The 12,703-nt window shown below is 65.1% G+C and carries 14 protein-coding genes; 11 read left to right on the plus strand and 3 right to left on the minus strand.

Translation table 11 applies throughout. From position 1 onward, the window contains the following. Positions 1–64: 64 nt before the first annotated feature. The 11 genes from soxB to P1U75_RS08760 all read left to right on the plus strand — a co-directional run bounded on the left by soxB (position 65) and on the right by P1U75_RS08760 (position 10,208). A complete protein-coding gene (soxB, locus tag P1U75_RS08710; protein ID WP_300242131.1) occupies positions 65–1,762 on the plus strand; it encodes a thiosulfohydrolase SoxB in 1,698 nt (565 codons plus the stop codon). Between the two features lie 52 nt (positions 1,763–1,814). Next, the gene (gene soxC / locus P1U75_RS08715) at positions 1,815–3,098 is read left to right on the plus strand and encodes a sulfite dehydrogenase (RefSeq protein WP_300242159.1); all 1,284 of its coding nucleotides are present in this window, start codon (positions 1,815–1,817) and stop codon (positions 3,096–3,098) included. Beyond that, positions 3,082–4,188 (plus strand): c-type cytochrome, encoded by a 1,107-nt coding sequence (locus P1U75_RS08720; RefSeq protein ID WP_300242162.1) that lies wholly within the window; start codon positions 3,082–3,084, stop codon positions 4,186–4,188. Before soxC ends, P1U75_RS08720 begins: the two co-directional genes overlap by 17 nt. 28 nt (positions 4,189–4,216) lie before the next feature. After that, positions 4,217–4,906, plus strand: coding sequence for a c-type cytochrome (locus tag P1U75_RS08725; RefSeq protein WP_300242200.1), 690 nt, complete (start codon positions 4,217–4,219; stop codon positions 4,904–4,906). A gap of 38 nt (positions 4,907–4,944) precedes the next feature. Continuing rightward, entirely contained in the window at positions 4,945–6,207 is a 1,263-nt protein-coding gene (locus tag P1U75_RS08730) for an NAD(P)/FAD-dependent oxidoreductase (RefSeq protein ID WP_300242164.1), read from the plus strand. Between the two features lie 169 nt (positions 6,208–6,376). Then, entirely contained in the window at positions 6,377–7,006 is a 630-nt protein-coding gene (locus P1U75_RS08735) for an ATP-dependent Clp protease proteolytic subunit (RefSeq protein WP_300242167.1), read from the plus strand. A gap of 150 nt (positions 7,007–7,156) precedes the next feature. Then, the gene (clpX, locus tag P1U75_RS08740) at positions 7,157–8,425 is read left to right on the plus strand and encodes an ATP-dependent Clp protease ATP-binding subunit ClpX (protein ID WP_300242169.1); all 1,269 of its coding nucleotides are present in this window, start codon (positions 7,157–7,159) and stop codon (positions 8,423–8,425) included. A 72-nt stretch (positions 8,426–8,497) separates the two neighbouring features. Beyond that, positions 8,498–8,860: a RidA family protein gene (locus P1U75_RS08745; RefSeq protein WP_300242171.1), complete on the plus strand. Its 363-nt coding sequence runs from the start codon at positions 8,498–8,500 to the stop codon at positions 8,858–8,860. 91 nt (positions 8,861–8,951) lie between these two features. Further along, complete coding sequence (locus tag P1U75_RS08750; RefSeq protein WP_300242173.1) at positions 8,952–9,335, plus strand: NADH:ubiquinone oxidoreductase subunit NDUFA12; 384 nt, start codon at positions 8,952–8,954, stop codon at positions 9,333–9,335. A gap of 28 nt (positions 9,336–9,363) precedes the next feature. Further along, positions 9,364–9,843, plus strand: a complete 480-nt coding sequence (mlaD, locus tag P1U75_RS08755; RefSeq protein WP_300242175.1) for an outer membrane lipid asymmetry maintenance protein MlaD — start codon at positions 9,364–9,366, stop codon at positions 9,841–9,843. Beyond that, a complete protein-coding gene (locus P1U75_RS08760; RefSeq protein ID WP_300242202.1) occupies positions 9,843–10,208 on the plus strand; it encodes a DUF2155 domain-containing protein in 366 nt (121 codons plus the stop codon). The genes mlaD and P1U75_RS08760 overlap by 1 nt, the downstream gene beginning before the upstream one ends. Here P1U75_RS08760 and aat read toward each other — a convergent pair. The 3 genes from aat to accB are packed head-to-tail and all read right to left on the minus strand — an operon-like array spanning position 10,172 to position 12,694. After that, complete coding sequence (aat, locus tag P1U75_RS08765) at positions 10,172–10,807, minus strand: leucyl/phenylalanyl-tRNA--protein transferase (RefSeq protein WP_300242177.1); 636 nt, start codon at positions 10,805–10,807, stop codon at positions 10,172–10,174. The two genes, P1U75_RS08760 and aat, sit on opposite strands and share 37 nt — an antisense overlap. A 24-nt stretch (positions 10,808–10,831) precedes the next feature. After that, positions 10,832–12,181: an acetyl-CoA carboxylase biotin carboxylase subunit gene (gene accC / locus P1U75_RS08770; protein WP_300242179.1), complete on the minus strand. Its 1,350-nt coding sequence runs from the start codon at positions 12,179–12,181 to the stop codon at positions 10,832–10,834. A 9-nt stretch (positions 12,182–12,190) separates the two neighbouring features. Further along, entirely contained in the window at positions 12,191–12,694 is a 504-nt protein-coding gene (accB, locus tag P1U75_RS08775; protein WP_300242204.1) for an acetyl-CoA carboxylase biotin carboxyl carrier protein, read from the minus strand. Between the last annotated feature and the right edge of the window lie 9 nt (positions 12,695–12,703).

Below are 12,703 nucleotides of genomic sequence, written 5' to 3' on the forward strand. Positions count from 1 at the left end.
GTTTTCGCAATAGGTATTCACATATGCGAATGTGTGTACCGCAAGACACGGAAAGCTGTTTTCGATGATCTCACGTCGTGATTTCCTTCAGGTTTCGATGGCGGCCTCGGCACTGGTCGGGGCGTCGGGGTTCGGCAACTGGGCGCGGCTCGCCGCGCAGCAGGCACTGACCCAGGACCAGCTGCTGCAATTCGATACGTATGGCAATATCAGCCTGATCCACATCACCGATATTCACGCGCAGCTGAAGCCGATCTATTTCCGTGAGCCCGAGATCAACCTGGGCGTCGGCACCAACAAGGGGCAGGTGCCGCATGTCACCGGCGCCGATTTCCGCAAGCTTTACGGCATCGCCGACGGGTCGCCCTCGGCCTACGCGCTGACGCATGACGATTTCGCCGCGCTGGCCAGGGGCTATGGCCGCGTCGGCGGTCTGGACCGCATGTCCACCGTGATCAACGCGATCCGCGCCGACCGCCCCGACGCGCTGCTGCTGGATGGCGGCGACACCTGGCACGGCTCGATGACCTGCTACAAGACCGCGGGCCAGGACATGGTCAACGTGATGAACGCGCTCAAGCCCGATGCGATGACCTTTCACTGGGAATTCACGCTTGGCAGCGAGCGGGTGAACGAGATCGTCGAGGGGCTGCCCTTCGCCGCGCTGGGCCAGAACATCTTTGACGCCGAGTGGGACGAGCCAGCCGAACTGTTCAAACCCTACAAGTTCTTCGAACGCGGCGGCGCCAAGGTCGCCGTGATCGGCCAGGCCTTTCCCTACATGCCGATCGCCAACCCGGGCTGGATGTTCCCCGAATACTCCTTTGGCATCCGTGACGAGCACATGCAGGAGATGGTCGACGAGGTGCGCGGCATGGGCGCGGACCTTGTGGTCTGCTTGTCGCACAACGGTTTTGACGTCGACAAGAAGATGGCCGGCGTGGTCAAGGGCATTGACGTGATCCTGTCGGGCCACACCCATGACGCGCTGCCCGAGCCGGTGCAGGTGGGCAGCACCTTCATCATCGCGTCCGGCTCCAACGGCAAGTTCGTCAGCCGCGTCGATCTCGACGTGCGCGACGGCCAGATGATGGGGCTGCGTCACAAGCTGATCCCGGTCTTCTCGGACGTGATCGCGCCGGACCCGGCGGTGACCAGGCTGATCGACGACCAGCGCGCGCCGTTCAAATCCGAGCTGGAAGAGGTGATCGGCCAGACCGACAGCCTGCTCTATCGCCGCGGCAACTTCAACGGCACCTGGGATGACCTGATCTGCGATGCGCTGATCTCCGAGCGCGAGGCCGACATCGCCATGTCGCCCGGCGTGCGCTGGGGGCCGTCGATCCTGCCCGGGCAGGACATCACCCGCGAGGATATCTTCAACGTCACCTCGATGACCTACGGCCAGGCCTATCGCACCGAGATGACGGGCGAATTCATCAAGGTCGTGCTGGAGGACGTGGGCGACAACCTGTTCAACCCCGATCCCTATTACCAGCAGGGCGGCGACATGGTGCGCGTCGGCGGCCTCGGCTTCAGGATCGACATCTCCAAGCCGCAGGGCGAGCGATTCTCCGAAATGACCCTGCTCAAGACCGGCGAGGCGATCGACCCGGCCAAGAGCTATGTCGTCGCCGGCTGGGCCTCGGTCAACGAGGGTACCGAGGGGCCGCAGATCTGGGACGTGGTGGAAAGCCACATCCGCAAGCAGGGCACCGTGAGCGTCACCCCGAACACCTCGGTCAAGGTGGTGGGGGCCTGATCCCCTCCGTCCGGTCCGATCACGCCATTTGATTTCGAAGGAGGCAAAACGCATGACGTTTGGTTTCAAAGACAAGAAGCCCTCACGCCGCCAGTTCCTGTCCGGGGCTGCGGCGGTGGGTGCCGGGGCGGTGGCCGCGGGCGCGGCCCGGGCGGCCGGCCCCGATCCGCTGATCACCGAGGTGCAGGACTGGGCCTCGATCACCGGCGAGGGGGTGGACGCCACCCCCTATGGCCTGCCGATCAAGTACGAGGCTGATGTTGTTCGCCGCAACGTGCCCTGGCTCACGGCCGATCCGATCAGCTCGATCAACTTTACCCCGATCCACGCGCTTGACGGCACCATCACCCCGCAGGGTTGCGCCTTTGAACGGCATCACTCGGGCGCCATCGAGATGCGCAAGCGCGACTATCGCCTGATGATCAACGGGCTGGTCGATACCCCGCTGGTCTTCACCTATGAGGATCTGGAGCGGTTCCCGCGCGAAAACCACGTCTATTTCTGCGAATGCGCCGCCAATACCGGCATGGAATGGGCCGGTGCGCAGCTCAACGGTGCTCAGTTCACCCATGGCATGATCCACAACATGGAATATTCCGGCGTGACCCTGCGCACCCTGCTGGAAGAGGCCGGGCTGGACGCGGCGGGCGATCTCAAGGACAAGTGGGTCTACGTCGAGGGCGCCGATGCCTCGTCCAACGGTCGCTCGATCCCGATGGAAAAGGCGCTGGACGATTGCCTTGTCGCCTTCAAGGCCAATGGCGAGGCGCTGCGCAAGGAGCATGGCTATCCGGTCCGTCTCTGCGTGCCGGGCTGGGAAGGCAACATGTGGGTCAAGTGGCTGCGCCGGATCGAGGTGACCGACCAGGCGGTGCAGAGCCGCGAGGAAACCTCCAAGTACACCGACACCCTGGCCGACGGCACCAGCCGCAAGTGGACTTGGGCGATGGACGCCAAGTCGATCGTCACCAGCCCCAGCCCGCAATCGCCGATCAAGCACGGCCACGGGCCGCTGGTCATCACCGGCCTGGCCTGGTCGGGGCGTGGCGCGATCAAACGCGTCGACGTCTCCAGGGATGGCGGCAAGACCTGGGAAACCGCGCGGCTGGCCGCGCCGGGCGAAAAGATGGCGCTGACCCGCTTCTACCTCGACACCGAGTGGAACGGCGAGGAGATGCTGCTGCAATCGCGTGCCATGGACGAAACCGGCTATGTCCAGCCCACCAAGACCCAGCTGCGCGAGGTGCGCGGCGAGAACTCGATCTATCACAACAACTGCATTCAGACCTGGTGGGTCCAACCGAACGGAGAGGCCGAGAATGTCGAAGTATCGTAAGCTGATCGCCACCACCGCGCTGGCGGCAACGCTCACCGCCGGACCCGCGCTGGCCGAAAAGCTGGGCCTCGGTCGTCCGGCCCTGCCCGAGGAGATTGCCGCCTGGAATCTCGATGTCAGCCCCGATGGCACCGGCCTGCCCGAAGGCTCCGGCTCGGTCGAGGACGGCGAGGCGCTGTTTGTCGATTACTGCGCGGTCTGCCACGGCGATTTCGCCGAAGGTGTGGGCAACTGGCCCAAGCTGGCCGGGGGCGAGGGTACGCTGGCCGACAAGGATCCCCTCAAGACCGTCGGCTCCTACTGGCCGTACCTCAGCACCACCTGGGATTACGTCCACCGCTCGATGCCGTTCGGCAATGCCCAGACCCTGACGCCGGACGAGGTCTATGCCGTCGTCGCCTATATCCTTTATTCCAACTACATCGTCGAAGATGATTTCGTCCTGTCCAAGGAGAACTTCCTCGACGTGGAAATGCCCAATGCGGACGGGTTCATCGTGGATGATCGCGAAACCGCCGAGGCGCATTTCTGGCAGGACGAGCCCTGCATGGAGAACTGCAAGGAGACTGTCGAGATCACCATGGAGGCGGCGGTTCTGGACGTGACCCCGGAAGAGACCAAGGCCCGCAAGGTGCAGGAGATGATCGACGCCACCAACCCGGCCAACAAGCCGGCCGAGGCCAAGGTCGAAGAGGCAGCGGTCGCGGCAGAACCTGCCGCCGAAGAACCCGCGGCAACGGCGCCGGCAGCCGAGGAGGCCGCCGCTCTCGACCCGGAACTGGTCAAGGCGGGCGAAAAGGTCTTCAAGAAGTGCAAGGCCTGCCATCAGGTCGGCGAGGGCGCCAAGAACCGCACCGGCCCGGTCCTGACCGGAATCGTCGGCCACGCCGCCGGCGCGGCCGAGGATTTCCGCTATTCCAAGCCGATGGAAAAGGCGGGTGAGGAGGGGCTGATCTGGTCCGAGGATGAGCTGCACGCCTTTCTCGCCAAGCCCAAGGCCTACATGAAAAAGACCAAGATGTCTTTCGCCGGTCTGAAGAAGGACGACGATATCGCGGCGGTGATCGCGTATCTGAAGTCCTTCGAATAAGGCAATCTTGCGCGGGGGCCTCGCAGCGATCGTGATCTGGGGCGCGCTCACCGGCGCCGCCCCGGCCGAGGAAGAGGGCCGGCGGATCGGCGATCCGGTCCGCGGCGCCGAGGTGTTCGGCCAATGCGCCGCCTGCCATGAGGTCGGACCCGGTGCGCGCCACCGGGTCGGCCCGCATCTGAACGGCATTTTCGGGCGCAAGGCCGCCCGGTTCGACGATTTCCGTTATTCCGATGGCATCCGCCGCGCCGGGCGCGACGGTCTGACCTGGGATCTTGAGCATCTCGACGCCTATCTCACCAATCCCAAGACCCTGGTTTCGGGCACGCGGATGAACTTTCGCGGGCTGAAGGACCGCCGCGACCGCGACGACGTGCTGGCCTATCTGCGCCAGTTCTCGGACAATCCAAGCGACATCCCCGAGGCCGCGCCCACCGCCCGCAAGGTCGAGGTGGAGCTGCCGCCAGAGGTCTTGGCGATCATGGGCGATCCGGACTATGGTGAATACCTGTCAAGCGAATGCACGACCTGCCACCAGATCGACGGGGACGCGGAGGGAATTCCGGCGATCATCGGCTGGCCAGAGGAGGATTTCGTACTCGCCATGCATGCCTACAGACGCAAGATCAGGCCACATCCGGTGATGCAGATGATGGCCGGGCGGCTCTCGGACGAGGAAATCGCCGCATTGGCTGCCTATTTCGGCGCGCTGGAGTAACCCCTCCGGCGCGTTTTTCTTTGGGAGGAGGAAAGACAATGACACTGAACAGACGCAAGTTCCTGGGCACCAGCGCCGGGATGGCGGCGGCCCTGAGCGCACCGGCGGTGCTGGGCGCGGGCAGGCCGCGCGTGGTGGTGATCGGCGGCGGCGCCGGCGGGGCGACGGCGGCACGCTACCTTGCCAAGGATTCCAAGGGCGCCATCGACGTGACCCTGGTCGAACCCACCCGCACCTATTTCACCTGCTTTTTCTCCAACCTCTACCTCGGCGGGTTCCGCACGCTGGACAGCATCGGTCATACCTACGGCACGCTGGCGGCGCAGTTCGGCGTCAACGTGGTGCATGACTGGGCGGTGGGGATCGACCGGGACGCCCGCACCGTCAGCCTCGCCGGGGGCGCAATGTTGCCCTATGACCGGCTGATCCTCAGCCCCGGCATCGACTTCGTCGACGGCGCGGTGCCCGGCTGGGATGTGACCGCCCAGAACAGGATGCCGCACGCCTATAAGGCAGGATCGCAATCGGAGCTGCTCCGGGCGCAGATCGCGGCGATGCCCCAGGGCGGGGTCTTTGCCATGGTCGCGCCGCCCAATCCCTATCGCTGCCCGCCGGGACCCTACGAGCGGATCAGCATGGTCGCCCACGTGCTGCGCGACACCAACCCGAGCGCCAAGATCCTGATCGCCGACCCCAAGCCGAAATTCTCGAAACAGGCGCTGTTCGAGGAAGGCTGGCAAAAGCACTACGGCGGCATGATCGATCGGCTCGGCCCGGATTTCGGCGGCGACGATGTCGCGGTCGATCCCGATGCCATGACCCTCAATGTCGATGGCGAAGAGATCAAGGTCGATGTCTGCAACGTGATCCCGGCGATGAAGGCCGGGCGCATCTGCGACCTGGCCGGCATCACCGAGGGCAACTGGGCGCCGGTGGACGGCCACACCATGCAAAGCCGCGTGGACCCGAACATCCATGTCCTTGGCGACGCGGCGGCCCAGGGCGACATGCCGAAATCGGGCTTTTCCGCCAACAGCCAGGCCAAGGTCGCCGCGATGGCGGTGCGCGGCGCGCTGACCGGGTCCAAGGTGTTCCCGGCCAAGTTCTCCAACACCTGCTGGTCACTGATCGACACCGATGACGGGGTCAAGGTTGGCGCCACCTACGAGGCGACCGATGAAAAGATCGCCAAGGTCGACGGCTTCATCAGCCAAACCGGCGAAGACGCCGATCTGCGCGCGGCCACCTACGAGGAAAGCATCGGCTGGTACGCCGGGATCACCCAGGACATGTTCGGCTGATCCGGGCGCTTATCAGGAAAAAGACATCCCTGTCCCGTTGCGGCGGGGCAGGGCGCCTTCGGCGAACTGATCCGGCCAGCCCCCCTTGCAGCCCCCCGGCGGCAACACTAAGACTCTGTAGACGCAGCTTCGGGTATGGTCCCGATCCCTCAGAAGGCAGGCCGTTTACATGTTCGATCCGAAAGAAACCTACATGAACACACTGGTCCCGATGGTGGTCGAACAGACCAGCCGCGGTGAACGGGCCTATGACATTTTCTCGCGCCTGCTGAAGGAGCGGATCATCTTCATCAACGGGCCGATCCATGACGGGATGAGCCATCTGGTGGTGGCCCAGCTGCTGCATCTCGAGGCCGAGAACCCGAACAAGGAAATCAGCATCTACATCAACTCGCCCGGCGGCGTTGTGACCTCGGGGCTGTCGATCTACGACACCATGCAGTACATCAAGCCGAAGTGCTCGACGCTGGTGATCGGTCAGGCCGCCTCGATGGGCTCGCTGCTGCTGGTCGGCGGCGCGGCCGGTATGCGATTCTCCCTGCCCAACGCGCGGATCATGGTGCATCAGCCCTCCGGCGGCTATCAGGGCCAGGCCAGCGACATCATGATTCACGCCGCCGAAACCCAGAAACTGAAGGACCGGCTGTACGACATCTACGTCAAGCACACCGGCCAGTCCAAGAAGTCGGTCGAGAAGGCGCTTGACCGCGACAACTTCATGTCGCCGGAAGAAGCCAAGGAGTGGGGCCACATCGACGAGATCGTCGAAAGCCGCACGAAACCCGGCGACGACGACTAATCAGGCCCTCGCCCGTTGCGGGCGGGTCGCGGCGGATAACGCCGCCGATTTGACATTGTGGAGCCCGGATCGCTGTCCTAAGCTGGCCGGAAACGCCGGGAATACGCCCGGCAGCAGGGCAACGCGGAACTCGAAGCCGAAAGGTAAATCATGGCAACGAACTCAAGCGGCGACAGCAAGAATACGCTTTACTGCAGCTTCTGCGGCAAGAGCCAGCACGAGGTGCGCAAGCTCATCGCGGGCCCGACCGTGTTCATCTGTGACGAATGCGTTGAACTGTGCATGGACATCATCCGCGAGGAGACCAAGGCCAGCGGGCTGAAATCCACCGATGGCGTGCCGACACCCAAGGACATCTGCGAGGTTCTGGACGACTACGTGATCGGACAGGCGATGGCCAAGCGCGTGCTCTCGGTCGCCGTGCACAACCACTACAAGCGTCTGAACCACGCCCAGAAGGCCGGCGGCGATATCGAGTTGTCGAAGTCGAACATCCTGCTGATCGGCCCCACCGGCTGCGGCAAGACGCTGCTGGCGCAGACGCTGGCGCGAATCCTCGACGTGCCCTTCACCATGGCCGACGCCACCACCCTGACCGAGGCCGGGTACGTGGGCGAGGACGTGGAGAACATCATTCTCAAGCTGCTGCAGTCCAGCGAATACAACGTGGAACGCGCGCAGCGCGGCATCGTCTATATCGACGAGGTCGACAAGATTACGCGCAAGTCGGAAAACCCCTCGATCACCCGCGATGTCTCGGGCGAGGGGGTGCAACAGGCGCTGCTCAAGCTGATGGAGGGCACCGTCGCCTCGGTGCCGCCGCAGGGCGGGCGCAAGCATCCGCAGCAGGAATTCCTGCAGGTGGACACCACCAACATCCTGTTCATCTGCGGCGGCGCATTCGCCGGGCTCGACAAGATCATCGCCCAGCGCGGCAAGGGCAGCGCCATGGGCTTCGGCGCCGATGTGCGCGGCAATGACGAGCGTGGCGTCGGTGAGATCTTCCAGGACCTGGAGCCCGAGGATCTGCTGAAATTCGGCCTGATCCCCGAATTTGTCGGCCGTCTGCCGGTTCTGGCAACGCTCGAGGATCTGGACGAGGACGCGCTGGTGACCATCCTGACCCAGCCCAAGAACGCGCTGGTCAAGCAGTACCAGCGCCTGTTCGAGCTGGAGGATACCGAGCTTCAGTTCACCGACGACGCGCTCAAGGCGATCGCCAAGCGGGCCATCGCCCGCAAGACCGGCGCGCGGGGGCTGCGCTCGATCCTCGAGGATATTCTGCTCGACACCATGTTCGACCTGCCCAGCATGGAGAACGTGACCAAGGTGGTGGTGAACGAAGAGGCGGTGACCTCGGACGCGCAACCGCTCAAGATCTACGCCGATGCCGACAAGGAATCCGCCTCGGCGGGCTGAGCGCGTGACGGCGCAGACGATATCGCGGCGCGGGGCTCTCCCGCGCCGTTTCCTTTTGTGCAGGGGGAAACCATGACCATCAAACGCATCCCGTCCGGCGGGGAATTCGAGGCCAGGGTCGGCTATTGCCGCGCGGTGGTCGCCGGCGGCTTCGTGCATGTGGCCGGCACCGTCGGGCAGGGCAACGACGTGGTTGCGCAATGCCGCTCGGCGCTGGAGATCATCGGCGGGGCGCTCTCCGAGGCCGGGGCGGGGTTTTCCGACGTGGTGCGGGTCACCTACTACCTGCCCGACCGGGCCGAGTTCGAACCCTGCTGGCCAATCCTGTCGGAGACCTTCGGCGACAACCCGCCGGCGGCCACGATGATCGAATGCGGGCTGATCGACCCGAAATTCCGTATCGAGATCGAGGTCACCGCTCTGTTGCCCGCCTAGGCGGCGCGACCGGGCCGATCCGCCGCTTGGGTACTGGACCTTGCCGCGCGCTTGGTCCATACCTGCCAGCAGCGAATGGCCGGAGGCACCCATGGGAATCCTGAACACTCTTCTGCGCGCCGTGACCTGGTGGTACGGGCAGACGATCAACACCCAGATCCATACCTGGCGCAAGGGGATCCGGGTCGGCGAGGACAATCAGGGCAACGTGTTCTATCGCAATGCCGACGACAGCCGCCGCTGGGTCATCTTCAACGGCGAGGTCGAGGCCAGCCGCATCGACCCCGACTGGCACGGCTGGCTGCACCGCACCTGGAACGAGCCGCCGACCGACAAGCCGATGGCGCATAAGCCCTGGGAAAAACCGCACCAGGAAAACCTGACCGGCACTGTGCTGGCCTATGCGCCGGCCGGGTCGATCCGCAAGCCGCACCCGGTCCAGCGCAGCGATTACGAGGCCTGGAGCCCGGAATAACCGGCCCCGATTGAACGGAGCGCGCGCGATGTCGCACAACACCACCGAGGTTCTTGTCGGGGGCGCAGTTCTGGCCGCCGCCATCGCCTTTGCCGTCTATGCCGGACAGACCACCGGGTTCACATCCGGCAGCCGCGGCTATGAGCTTGAGGCCTCCTTCCGGTCGCTCGAAGGGGTGACTGTCGGGACCGACGTACGCCTCGCCGGGGTCAAGATCGGCACCGTCACGGGCGTCGCGCTGAACCCCGAGACCTTTCGCGCCGACACCAGGTTTTCGGTGCTGGAGGGGGTCCAGATTCCCGATGACAGCGCCGCCGTGGTCTCCTCCGAGGGGCTTCTTGGCGGTAATTTCGTCGAGATCATGCCGGGCGGGTCGCTGGGTTACTACGTGCCGGGCGACGAGATCCTCGATACGCAAGGGTCGGTCAGCCTGGTCTCGCTCTTGCTGAAATTCGTCTCCGGCGGCAGCAGTTCGGGCAGCGAGGCTGACAGCGGGGCGGGCAATTGATCCGCCGGCTATTCAGCCTGGCCCTTGCCATCGTCCTGGCGGCCCCCCTCGCCGCGCAGGAGAACGCGGCGACCTCCGGCACCGGCGCGGTGTTGCGCGGGCTGGACAAGGTCAACGGCGAGACCCGCGATATCGAGATTGCGCGCGGTGAAACCAATACTGTTTTTGGTATCGACATCGCGCTGACCGATTGCCGCTACCCGGCCGAGAACCCGACCGGGGATGCCTTTGCCTATCTGACGATCTGGGAACAGGGCGCCCAGCGGGCCGCGTTCGAGGGCTGGATGATCGCATCGTCGCCCGCGCTCAACGCGCTCGATCATGCCCGCTATGACATCTGGGTGCTGCGCTGTATCACCCCCTGAGCGCTGGGGGTCGGCGGGGCGGTAAAATCGGCCTCGCTCTCGATCGCCTCGCTCAACTGCCTGTGGTATTCCGCGCGGCTGATCTCCACCGCGCCAAGGCTGGCCAGGTGATCGGTCAGAAACTGCGTGTCGAACAGCCGGAATCCGCCCTGCCGCAGCCGGTCGACCAGATAGGCCAGCGCGATCTTTGACGCGTCGGTGCGGCGCGAGAACATGCTTTCGCCGAAAAACGCCGCGCCCAGTACCACCCCGTAGACCCCGCCGATCAGCGCCTCGCCCTCCCAAACCTCAAGCGAATGGGCATGTCCCCGCGCATGCAGATCGAGGTAGAGCGCGCGGATCTCGTCGTTGATCCAGGTCTCGGCCCGGTCAGCGCAGCCGTCGAGAACGCCGGTGAAATCGGTGTCGATGGTGACGGTGAACCCGCCCCGGCGCATCCGCCGCGCCAGCGAGCGCGAGATGTGGAACCCGTCCAGCGGCACCACCCCGCGCCGCTTGGGATCGACCCAGAAGATCTCCGGGTCGTCCCGGTGCTCGGCCATCGGGAACACCCCGATGGCATAGCCATGCAGCAGCAGTTCGGGGCTGATTACCGTCATCGGCGCCCCGTGCCGCGGATCCGCTCAGGCGCCCAGATTGTCCTCAAGCCACTTTTCCAGCCAGTGGATGTTGTAGGTGCCGTTCAGCACATCGGGTTCCTGCAGCAGGGCGTGGAACAGCGGAACCGTGGTGTCGACCCCGTCCACGATCAGCTCGCCCAGCGCCCGGTTCAGCCGAGCCAGCGCCTCGGGCCGGTCGCGGCCATGCACGATCAGCTTGCCGATCAGGCTGTCGTAATAGGGCGGGATCCGGTAGCCGTCGTAAAGCGCGCTGTCCATCCGCACGCCAAGGCCGCCCGGCGCGTGGAAATGGCTGATATCGCCGGGGCAGGGGGAGAAGTTCGGCAGCTTCTCGGCATTGATCCGCACCTCGATGGCATGGCCGTTCAACACCAGGTCGTCCTGTCCGAAGGACAGCGGCTCGCCCGCCGCGACGCGGATCTGCTCGCGCACCAGATCGACGCCGAAAATCGCCTCGGTCACCGGGTGTTCCACCTGCAGCCGGGTGTTCATCTCGATGAAAAAGAACTCGCCGTTCTCGTAGAGAAACTCGATGGTGCCGGCGCCGATGTAGTTGATCCGCGCCACGGCATCGGCACAGACCTTGCCGATCCGGGCGCGTTCCTCCGGCGTGATGACCGGACCCGGCGCCTCTTCCAGCACCTTCTGGTGACGCCGTTGCAGCGAACAGTCTCGCTCGGCCAGATGCACCGCCTGTCCCTTGCCGTCGCCGAAGACCTGGACCTCGATATGGCGCGGCGTGGTCAGGTATTTCTCGATGTAGACCTCGTCGTTGCCAAAGGCCGCCTTGGCCTCGGCCCGGGCGGTCTGAAATGCGCGTTCGATATCGGCCTCGGTCTGGGCCACCTTCATGCCGCGCCCGCCGCCGCCGGCGGTGGCCTTGATGATGACGGGATAGCCGATCTCGCCGCCCAGCCGCCTGGCGGTCTCGACGTCGGGCACGCCGCCGTCGGAGCCGGGCACACAGGGAACCCCCAGCGCCTTCATCGTCTCCTTGGCGGTGATCTTGTCGCCCATCAGGCGGATATGCTCGGCGGTCGGCCCGATGAAGGTGAGGCCGTGGTCCTCGACGATCTGAACGAAATTCGCGTTCTCGGACAGAAAGCCGTAACCGGGATGGATCGCCTGCGCGCCGGTGATCTCGCAGGCCGAGATGATGGCGGGGATCTTGAGATAGCTCTCGGTGCTGGGTGGCGGGCCGATGCAGATCGATTCGTCGGCCATGCGCACATGCATCGCGTCGCTGTCGGCGGTGGAATGCACCGCGACGGTGGCGATGCCCATCTCGCGCGCGGCGCGCACCACGCGCAGGGCGATCTCGCCGCGGTTGGCAATCAGGATCTTGTCGAACATAAGCGTCCCTTACTCGAGGATGACCAGAGGCGAGCCGAATTCCACCGCCGCGCCGTCATCGACCAGGATGCGCTTGACCGTGCCTGCCGCGGGCGCGTGGATATGGTTCATCGTCTTCATCGCCTCGACGATCAGCAGCGTGTCGCCCTCCGCCACGGTGCCGCCGACCTTGATGAAGGCGGGCGCGCCCGGTTCGGGCTGGAGATAGACCGTGCCCACCATGGGAGAGGTGACGGCGCCGGGGTGGCTGGCCGGATCCTCGGACGCGGCGGCGGCCTCTGCCGGGGCGGCGGAGGGGGCGGCAGCGACGGCAGCGGGGGCTGCGGCATGGGCCACCGGCGCGGGGGCCGGCGCGGCCACGGCGGCGGGCGCCGCGCGGCTGACCCGGACATTCAGGCTGTCGTCTTCACCGAATTCGCGTTTGACCTCCAACTCGGTCAGGTCGTTCTCGCGCAGCAACTCGGCCAGCGCCTTGATGAATGCCACGTCCGCGTCGGTTGTCTTCTCTGTCATCTGTGTCCT

The sequence above is a fragment of the Antarcticimicrobium sp. genome (assembly GCF_029212575.1).
Lineage (GTDB): Bacteria > Pseudomonadota > Alphaproteobacteria > Rhodobacterales > Rhodobacteraceae > Antarcticimicrobium.

Excerpts from the sequence above, each read along its gene's own strand:
- soxB (WP_300242131.1), top strand. The coding sequence starts at position 65 with ATGATCTCACGTCGTGATTTCCTTCAGGTTTCGATGGCGGCCTCGGCA.
- soxC (WP_300242159.1), top strand. The coding sequence starts at position 1,815 with ATGACGTTTGGTTTCAAAGACAAGAAGCCCTCACGCCGCCAGTTCCTG.
- P1U75_RS08720 (WP_300242162.1), top strand. The coding sequence starts at position 3,082 with ATGTCGAAGTATCGTAAGCTGATCGCCACCACCGCGCTGGCGGCAACG.
- P1U75_RS08730 (WP_300242164.1), top strand. The coding sequence starts at position 4,945 with ATGACACTGAACAGACGCAAGTTCCTGGGCACCAGCGCCGGGATGGCG.
- P1U75_RS08735 (WP_300242167.1), top strand. The coding sequence starts at position 6,377 with ATGTTCGATCCGAAAGAAACCTACATGAACACACTGGTCCCGATGGTG.
- clpX (WP_300242169.1), top strand. The coding sequence starts at position 7,157 with ATGGCAACGAACTCAAGCGGCGACAGCAAGAATACGCTTTACTGCAGC.
- P1U75_RS08745 (WP_300242171.1), top strand. The coding sequence starts at position 8,498 with ATGACCATCAAACGCATCCCGTCCGGCGGGGAATTCGAGGCCAGGGTC.
- P1U75_RS08750 (WP_300242173.1), top strand. The coding sequence starts at position 8,952 with ATGGGAATCCTGAACACTCTTCTGCGCGCCGTGACCTGGTGGTACGGG.
- mlaD (WP_300242175.1), top strand. The coding sequence starts at position 9,364 with ATGTCGCACAACACCACCGAGGTTCTTGTCGGGGGCGCAGTTCTGGCC.
- aat (WP_300242177.1), bottom strand. The coding sequence starts at position 10,807 with ATGACGGTAATCAGCCCCGAACTGCTGCTGCATGGCTATGCCATCGGG.
- accC (WP_300242179.1), bottom strand. The coding sequence starts at position 12,181 with ATGTTCGACAAGATCCTGATTGCCAACCGCGGCGAGATCGCCCTGCGC.
- accB (WP_300242204.1), bottom strand. The coding sequence starts at position 12,694 with ATGACAGAGAAGACAACCGACGCGGACGTGGCATTCATCAAGGCGCTG.